The sequence below is a fragment of the Streptomyces inusitatus genome, assembly GCF_014651115.1.
In the GTDB taxonomy this organism is placed as follows: Bacteria; Actinomycetota; Actinomycetes; order Streptomycetales; family Streptomycetaceae; genus Streptomyces; species Streptomyces amakusaensis.
In genome coordinates this window covers 400,211-417,966 of the sequence record NZ_BMWG01000002.1, presented here as the reverse complement: position 1 = coordinate 417,966, position 17,756 = coordinate 400,211, and the positions used below count along the sequence as shown (strand labels likewise).

General features: G+C 70.0%; 17 protein-coding genes and 1 riboswitch. Of the genes, 9 read left to right on the top strand and 8 right to left on the bottom strand.

Translation table 11 applies throughout. The features are described from left to right. Positions 1-44: 44 nt before the first annotated feature. Positions 45-446: a DNA-binding transcriptional response regulator gene (locus tag IE247_RS05740; RefSeq protein ID WP_190121771.1), complete on the bottom strand. Its 402-nt coding sequence runs from the start codon at positions 444-446 to the stop codon at positions 45-47. Between the two features lie 180 nt (positions 447-626). On the opposite strand from IE247_RS05740, the gene ctaE reads away from it, so the two are divergent. From ctaE to IE247_RS05710, 6 genes are all read left to right on the top strand, one after another. Then, on the top strand, positions 627-1,244 hold the full coding sequence (gene ctaE, locus IE247_RS05735) for an aa3-type cytochrome oxidase subunit III (RefSeq protein WP_190121770.1): 618 nt from the start codon (positions 627-629) through the stop codon (positions 1,242-1,244). A 77-nt stretch (positions 1,245-1,321) separates the two neighbouring features. Further along, on the top strand, positions 1,322-2,134 hold the full coding sequence (gene qcrC, locus IE247_RS05730; protein WP_190121769.1) for a cytochrome bc1 complex diheme cytochrome c subunit: 813 nt from the start codon (positions 1,322-1,324) through the stop codon (positions 2,132-2,134). After that, the gene (qcrA, locus tag IE247_RS05725; protein ID WP_190121768.1) at positions 2,131-3,210 is read left to right on the top strand and encodes a cytochrome bc1 complex Rieske iron-sulfur subunit; all 1,080 of its coding nucleotides are present in this window, start codon (positions 2,131-2,133) and stop codon (positions 3,208-3,210) included. The genes qcrC and qcrA overlap by 4 nt, the downstream gene beginning before the upstream one ends. Continuing rightward, positions 3,207-4,841 (top strand): cytochrome bc1 complex cytochrome b subunit, encoded by a 1,635-nt coding sequence (gene qcrB, locus IE247_RS05720; RefSeq protein WP_190121767.1) that lies wholly within the window; start codon positions 3,207-3,209, stop codon positions 4,839-4,841. The genes qcrA and qcrB overlap by 4 nt, the downstream gene beginning before the upstream one ends. Before the next feature lie 133 nt (positions 4,842-4,974). Beyond that, the gene (gene trpD / locus IE247_RS05715; RefSeq protein WP_190121766.1) at positions 4,975-6,039 is read left to right on the top strand and encodes an anthranilate phosphoribosyltransferase; all 1,065 of its coding nucleotides are present in this window, start codon (positions 4,975-4,977) and stop codon (positions 6,037-6,039) included. Positions 6,040-6,164: 125 nt separating this feature from the next. Continuing rightward, positions 6,165-6,282, top strand: a riboswitch (SAM riboswitch). A gap of 209 nt (positions 6,283-6,491) precedes the next feature. Continuing rightward, positions 6,492-7,865, top strand: coding sequence for an aminotransferase class V-fold PLP-dependent enzyme (locus IE247_RS05710; protein WP_190121765.1), 1,374 nt, complete (start codon positions 6,492-6,494; stop codon positions 7,863-7,865). Here IE247_RS05710 and IE247_RS05705 read toward each other — a convergent pair. From IE247_RS05705 to IE247_RS05675, 7 genes are all read right to left on the bottom strand, one after another. Continuing rightward, complete coding sequence (locus IE247_RS05705; RefSeq protein ID WP_190121764.1) at positions 7,817-9,019, bottom strand: glycerate kinase family protein; 1,203 nt, start codon at positions 9,017-9,019, stop codon at positions 7,817-7,819. The genes IE247_RS05710 and IE247_RS05705 overlap by 49 nt on opposite strands. Before the next feature lie 61 nt (positions 9,020-9,080). Further along, the gene (locus tag IE247_RS05700; RefSeq protein ID WP_190121763.1) at positions 9,081-10,493 is read right to left on the bottom strand and encodes an SLC13 family permease; all 1,413 of its coding nucleotides are present in this window, start codon (positions 10,491-10,493) and stop codon (positions 9,081-9,083) included. Positions 10,494-10,562: 69 nt separating this feature from the next. Further along, positions 10,563-11,225: a response regulator transcription factor gene (locus IE247_RS05695; protein WP_190121762.1), complete on the bottom strand. Its 663-nt coding sequence runs from the start codon at positions 11,223-11,225 to the stop codon at positions 10,563-10,565. After that, positions 11,222-12,712, bottom strand: coding sequence for a sensor histidine kinase (locus tag IE247_RS05690; RefSeq protein WP_190121761.1), 1,491 nt, complete (start codon positions 12,710-12,712; stop codon positions 11,222-11,224). The genes IE247_RS05695 and IE247_RS05690 overlap by 4 nt, the downstream gene beginning before the upstream one ends. Next, positions 12,648-13,064, bottom strand: coding sequence for a hypothetical protein (locus IE247_RS05685; RefSeq protein WP_190121760.1), 417 nt, complete (start codon positions 13,062-13,064; stop codon positions 12,648-12,650). Before IE247_RS05685 ends, IE247_RS05690 begins: the two co-directional genes overlap by 65 nt. Before the next feature lie 78 nt (positions 13,065-13,142). Continuing rightward, a complete protein-coding gene (locus tag IE247_RS05680) occupies positions 13,143-13,424 on the bottom strand; it encodes an Lrp/AsnC family transcriptional regulator (protein WP_190121759.1) in 282 nt (93 codons plus the stop codon). Next, the gene (locus IE247_RS05675; RefSeq protein ID WP_190121758.1) at positions 13,421-14,158 is read right to left on the bottom strand and encodes a rhomboid family intramembrane serine protease; all 738 of its coding nucleotides are present in this window, start codon (positions 14,156-14,158) and stop codon (positions 13,421-13,423) included. Before IE247_RS05675 ends, IE247_RS05680 begins: the two co-directional genes overlap by 4 nt. Before the next feature lie 152 nt (positions 14,159-14,310). On the opposite strand from IE247_RS05675, the gene IE247_RS05670 reads away from it, so the two are divergent. The 3 genes from IE247_RS05670 to IE247_RS05660 all read left to right on the top strand — a co-directional run bounded on the left by IE247_RS05670 (position 14,311) and on the right by IE247_RS05660 (position 17,511). Then, on the top strand, positions 14,311-14,553 hold the full coding sequence (locus IE247_RS05670; protein WP_190121757.1) for a hypothetical protein: 243 nt from the start codon (positions 14,311-14,313) through the stop codon (positions 14,551-14,553). Between the two features lie 67 nt (positions 14,554-14,620). Further along, positions 14,621-15,982, top strand: coding sequence for an NYN domain-containing protein (locus tag IE247_RS05665; protein ID WP_190121756.1), 1,362 nt, complete (start codon positions 14,621-14,623; stop codon positions 15,980-15,982). 422 nt (positions 15,983-16,404) lie between these two features. Beyond that, positions 16,405-17,511: a C40 family peptidase gene (locus IE247_RS05660; RefSeq protein WP_190121755.1), complete on the top strand. Its 1,107-nt coding sequence runs from the start codon at positions 16,405-16,407 to the stop codon at positions 17,509-17,511. Positions 17,512-17,756 lie beyond the last annotated feature (245 nt).

Here is a 17,756-nt window from a genome sequence, read left to right as displayed (position 1 = left end):
CGCGACGGCCCGTCAGAGGCCGCCGCGGCCGCGCGGGAAGGCCGTCAGGCCCCCACACCGAGCCTCTCGCGCAGCAGGGCGGCCAGCGCGTCCGCGAACTCCACCGGGTCGACCGGAAGCGTCACAGCGGCCTCCGCGCGGCTCCAGGTGGCCAGCCAGGCGTCCTGGGGGCGGCCGATGAGCAGCAACACGGGCGGGCAGTCGAAAATCTCGTCCTTGATCTGCCGGCAGACGCCCATCCCGCCCGCGGGCACCGTCTCGCCGTCCAGCACACAGACGTCGACCCCGCCCTCCTCCAGCCGCTCCAGCACGGCCGGGAGCGTCGCGCACTCGATGAAGGCGACGGGGGGGACGTCGGCCGCGGGCCTGCGCCCGGCCGCGAGCCGTACCTGCTCACGGGTGTTGGCGTCATCGCTGTAGACCAGCACGGTGGCGGTCGGCTGCATTGTTCCTCCGCGTCGTTGGGTCCCTCTGGATCAGGTACCGGTGGCCCGGATGCTACTCGCTCACCCTGTTCGCAAACAGCGGTTCGGACACCCCGTCGATGGGCCGTTCGGGCCGGACGGGGGCGGCTGACACACCGAACGGCACCCCCCGGAGTGAGGGCGGGATAAGCGACCGACATAATGTCGGTCGTGGCGACAGCAACGACAGTAGAAACCGGGCACGCGCACCCGTCGGTCAATCGGCCGAACCTCGTCAGCGTCGGAACCATCATCTGGTTGAGTTCCGAGCTGATGTTCTTCGCGGCCCTCTTTGCGATGTACTTCACTCTGCGCTCGGTAACGGGTGCCGAGTTCTGGTCCTCGAAGGCCGACCTTCTGAACTTCCCGTTCTCGGCGACGAACACCACGATCCTGGTGCTCTCCTCTCTCACCTGCCAGCTCGGCGTATTCGCCGCCGAGCGCGGCGATGTGAAGAAGCTCCGCACGTGGTTCATCATCACGTTCATCATGGGCGCGATCTTCATCGGCGGTCAGGTCTACGAGTACACCGAGCTGGTCCAGCACGGGATCTCCCTCTCGTCTGACCCCTACGGCTCGGTGTTCTACCTGACCACCGGCTTCCACGGACTGCATGTGGCAGGCGGACTCATCGCCTTCCTGCTGGTCCTGGGCCGGACGTACGCGGCCAGGAGATTCACCCACGAGCAGGCAACCTCCGCCATCGTCGTGTCCTATTACTGGCACTTCGTCGATGTCGTCTGGATCGGCCTCTTCGCCACGATCTACATGATCAAGTAACGGGCGTGGGCGTTCGCGCCCGAAGCAGACACAGTCCAGAAGCATCGACGCAGAAAATCCTGACACCGGGGTAATCCGTGAAAAAGCTCTCCGCACGACGACGCCATCCGCTGGCGGCGGTCGTCGTCCTACTCCTCGCGCTGGCGGCCACCGGGGGGCTGTACGCCGCGTTCGCGCCTGCGGACAAGGCACAGGCCGAAGAAACCTCCCAGTCCCTCGCCATCGAGGAGGGCAAGAAGCTGTACACCGTCGGCTGCGCGAGCTGCCACGGAACCGGCGGCGAGGGCACCACTGACGGTCCCTCCCTCGTCGGCGTCGGCTCGGCCTCCGTCGACTTCCAGGTCGGCACCGGCCGTATGCCGGCGCAGCAGCCCGGTGCGCAGGTGCCCAAGAAGAAGGTCATCTACTCCCAGGCCGAGATCGACCAGCTCGCGGCGTACGTCGCCTCGCTCGGTGCCGGTCCGATCACGCCGACCGAGGACCAGTACAGCCCCAAGGGCGCCGACGTCGCCAAGGGCGGCGATCTCTTCCGTACCAACTGCGCCCAGTGCCACAACTTCACCGGCAAGGGCGGCGCGCTGACGGACGGCAAGTACGCCCCCACTCTTGAGGGCGTCAGCAACAAGCATCTCTACGAGGCCATGCAGACCGGCCCGCAGAACATGCCTTCCTTCCCCGACGGCGTCATGCCGGAGAAGGAGAAGAAGGAGATCATCGCCTACGTCGAGACCATGAACGACCCGGACAAGGCGTCGAGCCCCGGCGGTCTGACGCTGGGCGGGCTCGGTCCCGTCAGTGAGGGTCTGTTCGCCTGGATCTTCGGTCTGGGTGCGCTGATCGCAACCGCCGTCTGGGTCGCGGCCCACACCGCTAAGGCCAAGAAGTCATGAGTAGCCAAGACATTCCAGAAGAGAACCTGCCGGCTGAGCAGGGCACCGCGCACGGCGCGGCAGGGCACGGCGGCACCGCCGTCGCCCAGCGGGTGGACGAGGACCCGTTCCACGATCCCGGACTGCCGGCGCACAAGCCGCGCATCCAGGACATCGACGAGCGGGCCGCTCAGCGCTCCGAGCGCACCGTCGCCCTCTTTTTCACGCTCTCGATGCTGTCCACGGTGGCGTTCATCGCCTGTTTCGTGGCCTTCCCCGTCGACAAGCTCGTCTACATCTGGCCCTTCGGCCGGGTGAGCGCGCTGAACTTCTCGCTGGGCTGGACGCTCGGCGGGGCCCTCTTCTTCATCGGGGCGGGCGCGGTCCACTGGGCCCGCACCCTGATGTCCGACGAGGAGGTCGCCGACGAGCGGCACCCCATCGAGGCCTCGCCCGAGGTCAAGGCCAAGGTTCTGGCCGACTTCGCGGCGGGCAACGAGGAGTCCGGCTTCGGCCGTCGCAAGCTGATCCGGAACACGATGTTCGGCGCGATGGCGCTGGTCCCGCTCACCGGAGTGGTCCTTCTGCGCGACCTCGGTCCGCTGCCGGAGCGCAAGCTCCGGGTGACGCTCTGGGCCAAGGGCAAGCAGCTCATCAACATGAACACGCATGAGCCGCTGCGTCCCGAGGACATCACCGTCGGCTCGCTCGTCTTCGCCATGCCCGAGGGCCTGAAGGACGACAGCCACGACTTCCAGAAAGAGATCGGCAAGGCCGCCCTGATGATCGTCCGGATCCGTCCGGACGACATCAAGGACAAGCGAGAGCTTGAGTGGTCCCACGAGGGCATCGTGGCCTTCTCCAAGATCTGCACCCATGTCGGCTGCCCGATCAGCCTCTACGAGCAGCAGACCCACCACGTGCTCTGCCCGTGTCATCAGTCCACCTTCGACCTCTCCGACGGAGCCCGGGTCATCTTCGGCCCCGCCGGTCACCCCCTTCCGCAGCTGCGGATCGGTGTGAACGCGGAGGGCAACCTCGAAGCGCTCGGCGACTTCGACGAGCCTGTCGGTGCGTCCTTCTGGGAGCGCGGATGAGTACTGCAACTGAGACCAAGCGCCCCGAGCGCAAAGCACCCGCAGGTGAGCGGGTCGCGGACTGGGCGGACGGCCGGCTGGGGATCTACTCCCTGGCCAAGGCCAACATGCGCAAGATCTTCCCGGACCACTGGTCCTTCATGCTCGGTGAGATCTGCCTCTACAGCTTCGTGATCATCATCCTCACGGGTGTGTATCTGACGCTGTTCTTCACCCCGTCGATGAACGAGATCGTCTACCACGGCAGCTACGTCCCCATGCAGGGCGTACGCATGTCCGAGGCCTACGCCTCGACGCTGGAGATCAGCTTCGACGTCCGCGGCGGTCTGCTCATCCGGCAGATCCACCACTGGGCCGCGCTGATCTTCGTCGCCGCGATGATGGTCCACATGATGCGCGTCTTCTTCACCGGCGCGTTCCGCAAGCCGCGCGAGGTCAACTGGCTCTTCGGCTTCCTGCTGCTCTTCCTGGGCATGTTCACCGGTTTCACCGGCTACTCGCTCCCGGACGACCTGCTCTCCGGCACCGGCGTCCGCTTCATGCAGGGCGCGATCCTGGCCGTGCCAGTCGTGGGCACATACATCTCGATGTTCTTGTTCGGCGGGGAGTTCCCAGGTCACGACTTCGTGTCCCGGTTCTACTCGATCCACATCCTGCTGTTGCCGGGCATCATGCTCGGTCTGCTGGTGGGCCATCTGATCCTGGTCGTCTACCACAAGCACACGCAGTACGCGGGTCCCGGCCGCACCGAGAAGAACGTCGTCGGCATGCCGCTGCTGCCGGTCTACATGGCCAAGGCGGGTGGCTTCTTCTTCCTGGTCTTCGGCATCATCGCGGTGGTCTCCGCCGTCGCCACGCTGAACCCGATCTGGGCACTCGGCCCCTACCGGGTCGACCAGGTCTCCACCGGCGCGCAACCCGACTGGTACATGGGCTTCGCCGAGGGTCTGATCCGTGTGATGCCCGGCTGGGAGATCAACGCCTGGGGTCATACGCTCGCACTGGGCGTACTCATCCCGCTGATCGCCTTCCCGCTGGTGCTGGGCGCGATCGGGGTCTACCCCTTCATCGAGTCCTGGGTCACCGGGGACAAGCGCGAGCACCACATCCTGGACCGCCCGCGCAACGCCCCGACGCGTACGGCCTTCGGTGTGGCCTGGCTGACCGCGTACTTCATCATGTTGATCGGCGGTGGCAACGACATCGTCGCCACCCACTTCAACCTGTCGATCAACGCGATCACCTGGTTCGTCCGGATCTTCTTCTTCGCCGGACCGGTCATCGCCTTCATCGTCACGAAGCGCATCTGCCTCGGACTCCAGCGCCGCGACAGGGACAAGGTGCTGCACGGACGCGAGTCCGGCATCATCAAGCGACTGCCGCACGGTGAGTTCGTCGAGGTCCACGAACCGCTCAGCCAGGGTGAGCTGTACCGCCTCACCGCGCACGAGCAGTACAAGCCGATCGAGATCGGCCCGACCGTGGACAAGAACGGCGTGGAGCGGAAGGTCTCGCTCGTCAAGAAGACGCAGGCCAAGCTCAGCCAGAGCTTCTACGGCGAGGGGAACCAGATTCCCAAGCCCACCGCCGAGGAGTACAAGGAGATCACCAGTGGCCACGGCCACCACTGATCGCCTGATCTGATCGTTACGATCGCCACAGCCAAGAGCCCCGTCCAGGCAATGGACGGGGCTCTTGGCCGTCCCCGGGGCTGGATAGGGTGGAGGCCTACCCCTTATCCCCAGATGGACCCTGGAGCGGACCATGAACGTTGTGACCCCGGCAGGCGGCGACAGCGTGGCGGACCTCTCCTGGCCCCTCGTGCTGAACTCCCTCCTCGACCAGCACGACCAGAGCGCGGACGCCACCGCCTGGGCGATGCACCAGATCCTCAGCGGCGCGGCCACCGACGCGCAGATCGCCGGATTCGCGGTGGCGCTGCGCGCCAAGGGCGAGACCGTCGCGGAGATCTCCGGCCTGGTCCGGACGATGTACGAGCACGCGCGGCTCATCGAGGTGCCGGGCCCCAGCGTCGACATCGTCGGCACCGGCGGCGACGGCGCGAAGACGGTCAACATCTCCACGATGTCCGCGATCGTCGTCGCGGGGACCGGTACGAAGGTCGTCAAGCACGGCAACCGGGCGGCGTCCAGCGCCTCGGGGGCCTCGGACGTCCTGGAGAAGCTCGGCGTCAATCTGGAGCTGCCCCCCCAGCGGGTCGCCGAGGTCGCGGAGGAGGCGGGCATCACCTTCTGCTTCGCGGTGAAGTTCCACCCGGCGCTCCGCCATGTGGCGGCGGCCCGCAAGGAGCTGGGCATCCGCACCACCTTCAACTTCCTCGGCCCGCTGACCAACCCGGCCCGGGTGAAGGCCCAGGCCACCGGTGTCGCGGACGCCCGGATGGCGCCCATCCTCGCGGGTGTGCTCGCCGAGCGCGGATCCTCCGCACTGGTGTTCCGGGGCGACGACGGGCTGGACGAGCTGACGACGACGGCGACCTCCCGGGTCTGGGTGGTACGGGACGGCTCGGTGCGGGAGCGGTCCTTCGACCCGAGGGACATCGGGATCCCGCTGGTCCCGGTGGAGGCCCTGCGCGGCGCGGACGCCTCGTACAACGCGGAGGTGGCCCGCCGCCTCCTCGCCGGGGAGAAGGGGCCGGTCCGTGACGCGGTCCTGCTCAACTCGGCGGCGGCGCTGGTGGCCCTCGCGCCCTCGGACGCCTCGCTGGAGGACCAGCTCGCGGCGGCGATCACCCGCGCCGCCCACTCCATCGACTCCGGCGCGGCCGCCGCCGCCCTGGAGCGCTGGGTCGCCGCCACCAGCGCCTGACGCCTTCCCGCCCCCGGGCCCCCGCCGACTTTCGAAGCCGGCGGGGGCCTTCTCGTGTTCCCGGACCGTCTTGGGATGCGGAACGGTCTTGCGCTGTCGCGCTCCGCTGGCATACGGTTCCGGCAGGTCATGAGCGACAGCGACTACGGCCCCGGCCCGCTGTCCGGCAACCCTCCGTCCGTGGCGGGGTGCCCCGGGTGAAGACCAGGCCGTAGGCAGCGAGGTCTGCGGCAAGCGCGGACCCCTGTACGCCCTGGGGTCCTGGTCCTCAAGGGAGCAGTCTCGTGAGCAAGCGAATGCGATAGGGCTGTACGCCCCTTCTTCAGCACACCCTCCACGCGCGGCCTCCGCCGCGCTCCCCGAGGCAATCCCCGGCACGCCGCACTGCGATTCCGCACGCCCGCGGCCGGGTCCAAGAAGCCATTCCGCCTGTCCTGCCGGGAGATATCGCCATGTCCGCACGCCCGAACACCGCCGTCGACACCACCGTGAGCACCCCCCTCGCCGTCCTCGGCCGCGATGTGACGGTCCCCCTCGTCACCGGCGGCGAAGTCACCTACGCCGCCCTGGACTACGCGGCCAGCGCCCCCGCCCTCCAGCGCGTCTGGGACGACGTCGCCGCGTATGCGCCCTACTACGGCAGCGTCCACCGGGGCGCGGGATACCTCTCCCAGCTCTCCACCGACCTCTTCGAGAACAGCCGCCGCACCGTCGCCGAGTTCCTCGACTGCCGCGAGGGCGACCAGCTCGTCTTCACCCGCTCCACCACCGACTCGCTGAACCTGCTGGCCGCCGCCCTCCCCGCCGGCTGCCAGGTCTTCGTCTTCGAGACCGAGCACCACGCCTCCCTGCTCCCCTGGCGCGACGCCGAGGTCACCTACCTCAACGCCCCCCGCACCCCCGCCGAGGCCGTCACCACCCTGGAGCGCGCCCTCGCCGACCGCGACCCCTACGGGCCCGCCCTGGTCTGTGTGACGGGCGCGTCCAATGTGACCGGCGAGCTGTGGCCCGTACGGGAACTCGCCGCCGCCGCGCACGCCCACGGCGCGCGCATCGTCCTGGACGCCGCCCAGCTCGCCCCCCACCACCCGCTCTCCGTCCGCGAACTCGACGTCGACTGGGTCGCGTTCTCCGGACACAAGCTCTACGCCCCCTTCGGCTCGGGCGTGCTGGCCGGCCGCGCCGACTGGCTCCAGGACGCGGACCCCTACCTCGCCGGCGGCGGCGCGTCCCGCAAGGTCGCGCGCCGCGCCGACGGCGGCGTCGAGGTCGAGTGGCACTCCACCGCCGCCCGCCACGAGGCCGGTTCGCCCAATGTCATCGGCGTCTACGCCATAGCCTCCGCCTGCAAGGCCCTCACCGAGGCCGGTTTCGACGAGCTCGTCGCCCGTGAGCAGCGGCTGGTCGGCGTGGTCCGCGCCGGTCTCGCCGAGGTCCCCGAGGTCAAGGTGCTCTCGCTCTTCGGCGACGACGCCCCCAGGGTCGGCGTGATCTCCTTCGTGGTGGAGGGCTGGAACAGCTCGCACTTCGCCGCCGCGCTCTCCGCCGAGTACGGCATCGGCGTCCGCGACGGACTCTTCTGCGCCCACCCCCTGGTCCGCACCCTGCTCGGCAGCGACCCGCAGGACCCGGGGGAGTGCGGCGCGCCGGAGAGCGAGCCGGGCGAGCGCTCGCTCAACGCGATCCGGGTCAGCTTCGGCGCGGGCACCCCCGAGGAGCACGTCGAGCGCTTTGTCCGCGCCGTCAAGGAACTGGTCGCCCAGGGCGCGCGGTGGAACTACCGCACCGAGGACGGCCGGTGCGTCCCGGACACCGCCTCCGCGTGAACCGGTAGCCGCGTCCCGATCAGAATCATCCGCAGGGCACGCTCGGTCGCGTCGGTGAGGAACTCCCCACCGCGGCCGAGCGCCTCCGTGAGCGAGACCGGCGCGGGCAGGATCGAGCTGTACGCGTCCACCCCCGAGGAGCGCACCAGATGCGCGCCCTCCCCGATGGTGCCCGCCAGCGCCAGCACCTCGCGCCCGTGGAGCTTGGCGCGCCTGGCCACCTCGGCCGGCACCTTGCCGCGCGGGGTCTGGTGGTCGAGAGCGCCCTCGGCGGTCACCACCAGATCGGCGCGGGCCAGCCGGGCGTCCAGGTCCAGATGGTCCAGGAGGACGTCGAAGCGCGGCAGCAGCGCGCCGCCGAGCGCCGCGAGCCCCGCGCCCAGACCGCCGGAGGCCCCGGTGCCGGGCCCGTCGTACAGATCGGTGCGGACCGCCAGATCCCGGGTGAGCACGGCCGCCCACCGCTCCAGGCCCGCCGCGAGCAGCTCGACCTGCGCGGGCGTCGCCCCCTTCTGCGGCCCGAAGACCCTGGCCACCCCGCGCTCGCCGCACAGCACGTTGAACGGATTGCAGGCGACCCGGATCTCGGTCCGCGCCAGCCGGGGATCGAGCCCGGAGGCGTCGATCCGCGCCAGCCGCACCAGCTCCCGGCCGCCGCGCGGCAGCTCCCGGCCGCTCTGGTCGAGCAGCCGAGCGCCGAGCGCCTGGAGCGCCCCGGCCCCGCCGTCCGAGGTCCCGGAGTCGCCGCAGCCGACGAGGATCCGCCGGACGCCGGTGTCGAGCGCGGCCGAGATCAGCTCACCCACGCCATAGGTCGTCGTCGCGCCGGGATCGCGCAGCTCACGCGGTACGAGGGAGAGCCCGGCCACCGCCGCCATCTCCACCACCGCGGTCTCCTCCCGCTCGCCCAGGAGCGCGAAGTGGGTGTCGATCGGCTCGCCCGTCGGCCCGGTGGCCCGCAGCCGCACCAGCCGCCCGCCGGACGCGGAGGCCAGCGCCTGCGCCGTGCCCTCGCCGCCGTCGACCAGCGGGATCAGATCGATCTCGGCCTCGGGCACCACCCTGAGTACGCCCTCGGCGATGGCCTCGGCGGCCGACTGCGCGGAGAGGGACTCCTTGAAACCGCTGGGGGCGATCGCGAATCGGGTCAGCATCGTATGAACTCCTGACAGAGGGTTGAACAGAGGGTTGAGGATCCGGGGGACGGGCGGGCCGTCAGCGGAGCGGTACGCCGATCAGCGGCCAGACGGCGACCGCGAACAGCAGCACCAGCGCCGCGGTCATCGGGGCGAGCACGGCGGAGAGCCGTAGCAGATCGCGCGGGGTGTACGTGGGGGTCCCGGGGATCTCGGCGAAGAGGGTGACCGGCTTCGCGGAGGCGGGCAGGGTGTGGCAGAAGCCCGCGGCGGCGGTGGAGGCGAGGGCGGCGGCGACCGGGTTGACCCCCGCGCCGACGGCCGCGGCGACCACCAGCGGCACCAGGACCGAGGATCTCGCCGACCGGGACTGGAGCACCAGGTGCGCCATGGTGGAGACACCCACCACCACGGTGAGGAACAGCCACGGCGGCAGATCCAGCGGCACCCCGCCGACCAGCCACTTCGCCGCCCCGGAGTCGGCGAGCGCCACACCCATCGCCATGGTCGCCGCCATGAACAGCAGCAGCGACCACGGCACGGTCTTGAGCGCGTCCTTCAGCCGTACGGTGCCCAGCGCCGGCGAGGCCGCCACTATGGCCCCGATCAGCGCCACCACGGCGGGCGGCACCCGGTGCAGCGGCTCGCTGCACCACAGGACGACCACCGTGGCCAGCAGCAGGGCGCACCGGGTCTCGGCGGCCTCCAGCGGGCCGGTGACCGGCTTGTCGCTGTGCTTCTGGATCTCCTCGGCGGTGATGTGCACCGGACCCCCGCGGTCCTCGCGGCGGGTCGTGGTGAACAGCACCGCCTCCGCCGCCAGATGGGAGGAGACCACGGCCAGCGGCAGTCCGATCATCAGCCACTCGGTGAAGCCGATGCGCTCCCCGGCCGCCTCCCACAGCACCGACACGGTGATCAGATGCGCTCCCGCGCCGATCAGCGTGGCGACCGCCGACAGCAGGATGACGGTGGGGAAGAGCAGCGCCAGCATCACCACCAGCCGCTTGCGGTCAGACAGCGCCTTCGCCAGCGCCAGGAAGACCGGCATGGCGAGCGCGGCCCGCCCCGAGGTCGCGGGCACCGCGAAGGCCGTGACCACCAGCGCCGCGGTGGTCAGATGGACCAGCTGCCGCACCGTGCGCGCACCGCCGACCAGGAAGGCGGCGGCCCGCCCGGCGAGCCCGGTCCTGGCCACCGCGGCGGCCAGCACGAAGGCGCAGATCAGCAGCCACACGGTGTCGTCACCGAGGGTGCCGAAGAGTTCGTCGCTGCTGATCACCCCCGTCGCGGTCAGAGCGAGCCCCGCGCCCAGGGCGATATAGGTGTCGTCGATCGGCGTGCCGATCCAGGCGCAGGTCGCCAGGGCGAAGACGGCGAGGGTGATACGGGCGTCGCCGCTCAGCCCCGGGAAGTTTCCGGGGACGATGAGCAGTGCGCAGATGCTCAGGGCCACGCACAGGGTCGCCGCTTGTCGCAGGTTCAAGGTCACATGGAAGAGATTTCACCCGGGCGGTGAGGGCTCCATGAGCACTTCATGAAAGGAACTTCACGCGCCCGCTCACTCGGGCAGCCGGTATCCCATCCCCCGTACCGTCTCGACCCGTCCGGCCCCCAGCTTCTTGCGCAGGGCGCGGACATAGACGTCGACGATGTTGGAGCCGGGGTCGAAGTCGTACCCCCAGACGTGCGACAGGATCTGCTCCCGGGAGAGCACCTGCCCCGGGTGGCGCAGAAACAGCTCCAGCAGGACGAACTCACGCGCGGTCAGATCCACCGTCCGCTCGCCCGAGCGGGCCCGGCGGGTGCGCAGATCGAGCGTCAGCTCGCCGTTGCGCAGGACCGTCACCTCGGGCGCGCCCGCCGCGGTGCGCAGCCGCAGCCGCACCCGGGCGAGGAGCTCCTCGAAGCGGAAGGGCTTGGTCATCCAGTCGTCCGCGCCGCCCTCCAGGCCGGCCACGGTGTCCCGTACCGAGTCCCGTGCGGTGAGCACGATCACCGGCACCGAGACCCGGGCCTCGCGAAGCTGGCGCAGCACGGTGAAGCCGTCCTTGCCGGGCAGCCCGATGTCCAGCACGATCAGATCGAAACCGCCGGTCACGGCGTAGTCGTAGGCGGCGTCTCCGTCGCCGACGACGGTGGTGGTGAAGCCGTTGGCCCGCAGCCCCTTCTCCACGAAGGAGGCGATGCGTTCCTCGTCCTCGACGATGAGTATCCGATTCACAGGGTCGCTTCTCTCTGGAGTGCGAGGACGAAGGTGGCGCCGCCGCCTTCGGTGGGGCGCAGTTCGACCCGTCCGCCGTGGCCCTCGGCGATGGCCTTGACGATGGCGAGCCCGAGCCCCGCGCCGGTGGCGCGCGCGCCGCGCCGGGCGGTGCCGCGCCGGAACCGTTCGAAGATGACCTCGGCGTCCTGCGGCTGGACGCCGGGGCCGGTGTCGGCGACGTACAGCTCGATGCCGTCCTCCCGGCTGCGGGAGCCGATGGAGACCCGCTGGCCGGGGACGGTGTGCTGGACGGCGTTCTGGGCGAGCTGGACCATGGCCTGGGTGATCCGCTGCGCGTCGACGTGCACCTCGGCGTCGGCGACCCCGGCGAGGGTCCACTCCCGTTCGCCGAGCGCGCGCGCCTTGACGAAGACGTCGGCCGTCAGCTCGCCGAGCTGCACCGGCTCCGCGGAGACGAAGTCGGGCCGTTCGGCCTTGGCGAGCAGCAGCAGGTCCTCCACGATGCGGCTCATCCGGTCCAGCTCCTCCATGACGATCCGTACGGTCTCCTCCCGGTCGACCGGATCGTCGCCCATCAGCTCCAGATGGCCGCGGATGATGGTGATGGGGGTGCGCAGCTCGTGGCCCGCGTCGTCGACGAACTCCCGCTGCGCGGCGAAGGCCCGTTCCAGCCGGTCCAGCATCGCGTTGAACGTTTCGGCGAGGGCCGCTATGTCGTCGCGGCCCTCGACCGGGATCCGCCGGGTCAGATCCTGTTCGGTGAGCTGCGCCGCGGTGGTGCGCACCAGCCGTACGGGCTGGAGGATGCGGCCGGCGACGGCCCAGCCGACGCCGGTGGTCATCAGCAGGGCCACTCCGGAGATGGCCAGCAGCATCAGGAAGATGTCGTTGGCCTTGTCCTGTTCCCCCTTGGGGTGGATGGCGACGACGAAGGCCGCCGACTCGTGGCCGGGGCCGGAGTCGATCTCCACCTTGGCCCAGCGGACCTCGCCCTGCGGGCGGTTCAGGGTGCCGGTGGCGTGCGGGGACTCGAAGACGGCGGCCAGTGAGGCGGAGTCGTCGGCGAGCGGCTTGTAGGCCCTGGCCTCGCGCTCCTGTGCCTTGCTCGCCGGGCCCATGCCGGCCCGGCCGACCAGGCCGAGCAGCTCTTCGTCCGGGTCGGCGTACTGGCGGGCGAGGAAGACCCGCAGCAGCGGGTTGGGGTCGCTGAACTTCTTGCCGTTGCTGGGGTCGACGCCCTGGGCGACGAAGTTGGCGAACTCAGCGGCCTCCTGGACCAGGAGGCCGTTGATCCGATGGTCCACATCGCGTAGCAGTACGGAGCGGGTCGCCGTGGCCACCGCGCCCAGGGCCACTGCCATGACGAGCAGCAGCCAGAGCAGGATGCGCAGCCGTGCGGAGACCCAGCGGCGTACGGGGTCAGCCGTCGTCACCGAAGTCGTCGCCGCCCGGGCCGTCGTCGCCCTGTCCGTTGCCGTCGTCATCGTTGTCGTCGCCGCTCGGGGGGTTCTCGCGCACGGGGGGCCCGGAGACGGTCTCGTCGACCGGCTGGGAGGGGGTGTCGGAGCCGGGGCCGGGCTGCTGGGTGCTGACCGTCTCGTCGCTGGGGACGGGGCGGGGTGAGGAGGGCCCCGAGTCGGCGGGCCGGGGCTCGGTGGGCTCCTCCGGGGTCACCGAGGAACCGGACGAGCCCGCCGGGGTGCCCGTCGGGAGCTCCACCTTCGGGGGAACCTTGCGGTCGTCCGGGCTGTCGGTGAGGGCGTAACTGGTCACCGCGATACCCAGGGGGATCGCGACGACCGCGGCGAGTGCCGCTATGCGATGAGAGAAGACCATGTGTTCGATACTGGCCAGATCACGAGAGAAGCAGGATGAGACGAAGATGAGGAAGTCTTCATCTTGGGGGTTCGGGGCTCAGGAATCCAGCCCAATCGCGAACGCCGCCTCAAGGTCGTGCTGCGAGTAGGTGCGGAAGGCCACATGGGTGTCGGTCGCCTCCACCCCGGCGATCTTGCTGATGCTGCCCGGGATCACCTCGGCCAGATCGTCGTGCCGGGCCACCCGGACCATCGCGATCAGGTCGTACGTACCGGTGACGGAGAAGACCTCGCTGACGCTGTCCAGGGCGGCGATCGACTCCGCGATCTCGGGGATCCGGTCCACGCTGGTCTTGATGAGCACGATCGCGGTGATCACGGCTTGCTTTCTCCCTCGGTGGCCGCTGCTGAGGACTTCACTCTAGCCCCACGTCCAAAACGTCCCCATGCGTAGAGGAATCCGGCCCCGAACCCCACCAGATGCGCGAGATACGCGACTCCCGGCCCGCCGCTTCCCGCCCCCGAGGCCGCCAGCCACTGGAGCGCGAACCAGAAGATCAGCACGATCCAGGCGGGGAAGCGCAGCGGCAGGAAGAAGAGGAACGGGAAGAGACTGGTGACCCTCGCCCTCGGGAAGAGGAAGAGAAAGGCTCCGAGCACCCCCGAGATCGCCCCCGACGCTCCCACCAGGGTCTGGTCGGACCCGGCGTTGGCCGCCGCGTAGGCGCAGAGCGCCACGTACCCCGTGACCGTGTAGAAGAGGATGAACTCGGGCTGGCCGAGCCGCTCCTCGGCCATCGCGCCGAATACGTAGAGGAAGAGCATGTTGCCGAGGAGATGCAGCCAGTTCCCGCTGACGAAGAGCGCGGTGAAAGGTGTCAGCAGAGTGCCGGGGTCCCCGCTCATCAGTTCGGCGGGGATCACCCCCCATCGCTCGAAGTACGCGCTCTGGGCCGCCAGCAGCGCGTCCCCCGTCCCGTAGGACGGGTTGAGCCCCGAGACCGGGGAGACCAGGAAGACCGCGCAGCACACGGCGATCACGCCGTATGTCACGGTGGGCCCCGTCGCCGCACCCCGGATCGCGCCCAGGGCCACACCCCGCCAATCGACCATGGACAGATGATGGCGTAGTGGAATGGAACGGTACAGAGTGCCTCGCCGTGTCCCCGGATACCCGCGAGGCCATAGAGTTACGGGGAGTACACCCGCAGTTCGACGGCGCACCGCGGCAACCGGAAAACCGCACAACGGAAGAGGACGCGACTATGACGACGGTTCCCTCGCCGACCGCTGACACCCGCTGGCGTTGCACACTCTGCGGCAATCTCACCCGTTTCGATGTCACCCGCTCGTCGAAGGTCGTCGAATACGTCCATCTGGACCTGGCGGGAGAGCCCAAGGTCGAGGAGCGCGAGGTGCTCAGTGAGACCATCGAGTCCGTGCGCTGTCGCTGGTGCAACGCCGTGGACAAGATCGAGTTGGTGGACCGGCCGGGCGCGGACTCCTGACGGAGCCCGCGCGAAGGGTAGTGGACCCCGCGCGAGCGGGTGTTTCCGGGTAGTGGGGTGACGGATTGTGGAGCAGCCTGACAGCGGCGCCGAACCGGCCGGTGCGGCCGGTGACGCCGCCGAGGCGCTCGACCGGCCGTTGCCGGAAGGCGTCCGGCGCCGAGTGGTGGCACTGGTCTCGGACGCCTTCGGCGGTCTGACCGTCGGAGAACTTCCCGCCCAGTTGCGGCAGTACGCCCGGTTCACGCCCTCCCGGCGCGCCAAATTCGCGGGCAACGCGATGGCGGCGGCGCTGGAGAGCGACCCGCTCTTCCGGCAGCGCATCGGGGAGCGGCTGACCCAGGTCCAGTCCGAACTGTGCGCCGCGCTCGCGGCCGGCTCCCCGCCGGCCGCGGCCGACCCCCTCGATGTGGCCGCCGCCGCCTATGTGCTGAGACCCGCCGGGTGGGTGAAGCTGGTGGCCGCCGCGGGCGAGGAGGCCCAGCGCGCGGACGCCGAGCGCGCCGACGAGGCGGGGCGGCGCGAGCTGGAGCGGCTCCGCGAGGAGCTGACGGAGGCGCGCGGGCTCACCAAGAGCGAGACCGAGCGGCTCCGCGCCGAGCTGGACGCCTCCCGCAAGGACGCGGAGTCGCTCCGGCGCAAGGTGCGCAGCGCCCAGAGTGACATCAAGCGCGGTGAGGCGGCGCTGCGCCGGGCCGCCGCCGAGATCGAGACGGCCAGGGCGGAGTGCTCCGCCCAGGTGTCGGCCGCCGAGAGCGAGACCCGGCGGCTCAGGGCCCGGCTCGTCGAGGCGGAGGCCGCCGTGGAGGCGGGCCGCCGGGCGGCCCGGGAGGGCCGCTCGATCGAGGACATGCGGCTGCGGCTGCTGCTGGACACCGTGCTGGACGCGGCCCAGGGGCTCCGCCGTGAGCTGGCGCTGCCGCCGGTCTCCGTCCACCCCGCCGACACGGTCGACGCCGTCGAACCCGGGCGGATGTCCCCCAAGGACATCGCGGCCCGCGCGCTCTCCGAGACCGATCCCGCCCTCCTCGACCAGCTGCTGGCGCTGCCGCAGGCGCATCTGGTGGTCGACGGCTACAACGTCACCAAGACCGGCTATCCGACCATGCCGCTGGAGAAGCAGCGGCTGCGGCTGCTCGGCGGGCTCTCGGTGCTGGCCGCGCAGACCGGCGCGGAGATCACCTGTGTCTTCGACGGGGCCGAACTGGCCGCTCCGGTCCTCCTCGCGCCGCCGCGCGGGGTGCGGGTGCTCTTCTCCAAGCCGGGGGTGACCGCGGACGAGCTGATCCGTCAGCTGGTGCGCGCGGAGCCGCCGGGCCGGCCCGTCGTGGTGGTCTCCACCGACCGGGAGGTGGCCGACGGGGTGGCCAAGGCCGGTGCCAGACCGGTCGCTTCGGCGCTGCTGCTGAAACGGCTCTCCAGGGTCTGACCGCCCGTCGGCCGTCACCTCGGCCGTCACCCCGGGCGTCACCCGGCCGTCACCCCGGCCGTCCTCTCGGCCCTTACCTCAGCTCCTGTGCCGAATCGGGGCTGATGTCAACTCCCATGCCCAATGACCGTATTCGTTCTCATATGAACGGGACGTAGCGTCAAATGCTCATCACTACGGGTGTGAAACGGGTAAAGAATGCGTGTCCGACCGAGATTTTTTCCCACAGGATTTGAAGTGATCACAAGTGGGTCACTAGTGTCGGGCCTCGAACCTTCGCGCGGTTGATCACCCATCCGGGGTGGCAGCGGAGGACCGCCGAGTCCGTGCGCCTCAGCCGTTTCCCGGGAGCTGTGAGTACGGAGCCGGGGAAACGCCTTCACTCCCGGTAGGCGGCTTCGAGGAAGAAGGAGCCGTCCTTCGTGGCGTCCCACCGTCGTCCCAAGCAGCCGAGCCGCGCCCGAGTGACCGTGCTCACCGCGACCGCGGCCGCCGCCGTCGCCCTGACCTCCCAGACCGCTCAGGCCGATCCCAAGCCGAGCAAGGCCGAGGTCAAGGAGAAGGTCGACAAGCTCTACGACGAGGCCGCGCAGGCCACGGAGAAGCTCAACGGCGCCAAGGAGCAGCAGGGCAAGCTCCAGAAGCAGGTCGACAACCTCCAGGACAAGGTCGCCCGCGGTCAGGACGACCTCAACGAGCTGCGTGACAGCCTCGGTTCGGTGGCCAGCGCGCAGTACCGCTCCGGCGGCATGGACCCGGCCCTTCAGCTCTTCCTCTCCTCGGACCCGGACGACTACCTCGACAAGGCCTCCGCGCTGGACCAGCTCGGAGCCAAGCAGACCGAGGCGATCACCGAGATCCAGGACAAGCAGCGGACCCTCGCGCAGCAGCGCAAGGAGGCCCAGGGCAAGCTCGGCGACCTCTCCGACACCCGCAAGGAGCTCAGCTCCAAGAAGCAGGAAGTCCAGTCCAAGCTGGGCGAGGCGCAGAAACTCCTCAACTCCCTGACCGCGGCGGAGCGTGCCGCGCTCAAGAAGGAGGAGGACGAGAAGGCCGCCAAGGCCCAGCAGGCCGCGGAGAAGGCCCAGGCCGCCGAGAGCGACCGCGCCACCGGCGGCGACGAGGACCGCGCCAGCCGTACCGCCGACCGCCCCTCCACCGAGAAGGCCAAGCCCGCCTCGGGCCGCGCCTCCTCCGCGTACGCGGCCGCCCAGAGCGTGCTCGGCAAGCCCTACGTCTACGGCGCGTCCGGCCCCAGCTCCTTCGACTGCTCCGGCCTGACCTCCTGGGCCTTCGCCCAGGCCAACATCTCCATACCCCGCACCTCCCAGGCACAGACCGGCATAGGCACCCGGATCAACTCCCAGAGCGATCTGCAAGTCGGCGACCTGGTCTTCTTCTACTCCGATCTGCACCACGTCGGCTTCTACGCGGGCAACGGACAGGTTCTGCACGCCCCTCGCACCGGCACCGTGGTCCGGTACGAGGCGATGAGCAACATGCCGTACATGTTCGGGGTCCGCGTCTGACCCTCCACGGTCCGGACCCCGGGCGCGGCCCGTTCATGCCGCCCATTCGGGGGAATTCCCGATCCGCTCGCTGACGCCGCGCCCCGCCGGTGACCTGTGGTCTCCCGGCGGGGCGCGGTTGTGCGCGCCGGGCGATGTCTTTGGTCAGCGTGTGGTCGCCCGACTACTGTCTGCCGCGCAACAGCCCTCGTACGGCGTTCGCGTCCGCTCCGTCGTGCACGGTGTGCCGCACCCGTACGCATTCC

Bases quoted from the DNA above. Each gene is read 5' to 3' on its own strand.
- IE247_RS05740 (WP_190121771.1), bottom strand. From the start codon at position 446: ATGCAGCCGACCGCCACCGTGCTGGTCTACAGCGATGACGCCAACACC.
- ctaE (WP_190121770.1), top strand. From the start codon at position 627: ATGTCGGTCGTGGCGACAGCAACGACAGTAGAAACCGGGCACGCGCAC.
- qcrA (WP_190121768.1), top strand. From the start codon at position 2,131: ATGAGTAGCCAAGACATTCCAGAAGAGAACCTGCCGGCTGAGCAGGGC.
- qcrB (WP_190121767.1), top strand. From the start codon at position 3,207: ATGAGTACTGCAACTGAGACCAAGCGCCCCGAGCGCAAAGCACCCGCA.
- trpD (WP_190121766.1), top strand. From the start codon at position 4,975: ATGAACGTTGTGACCCCGGCAGGCGGCGACAGCGTGGCGGACCTCTCC.
- IE247_RS05710 (WP_190121765.1), top strand. From the start codon at position 6,492: ATGTCCGCACGCCCGAACACCGCCGTCGACACCACCGTGAGCACCCCC.
- IE247_RS05705 (WP_190121764.1), bottom strand. From the start codon at position 9,019: ATGCTGACCCGATTCGCGATCGCCCCCAGCGGTTTCAAGGAGTCCCTC.
- IE247_RS05690 (WP_190121761.1), bottom strand. From the start codon at position 12,712: ATGACGACGGCAACGGACAGGGCGACGACGGCCCGGGCGGCGACGACT.
- IE247_RS05685 (WP_190121760.1), bottom strand. From the start codon at position 13,064: ATGGTCTTCTCTCATCGCATAGCGGCACTCGCCGCGGTCGTCGCGATC.
- IE247_RS05675 (WP_190121758.1), bottom strand. From the start codon at position 14,158: ATGGTCGATTGGCGGGGTGTGGCCCTGGGCGCGATCCGGGGTGCGGCG.
- IE247_RS05670 (WP_190121757.1), top strand. From the start codon at position 14,311: ATGACGACGGTTCCCTCGCCGACCGCTGACACCCGCTGGCGTTGCACA.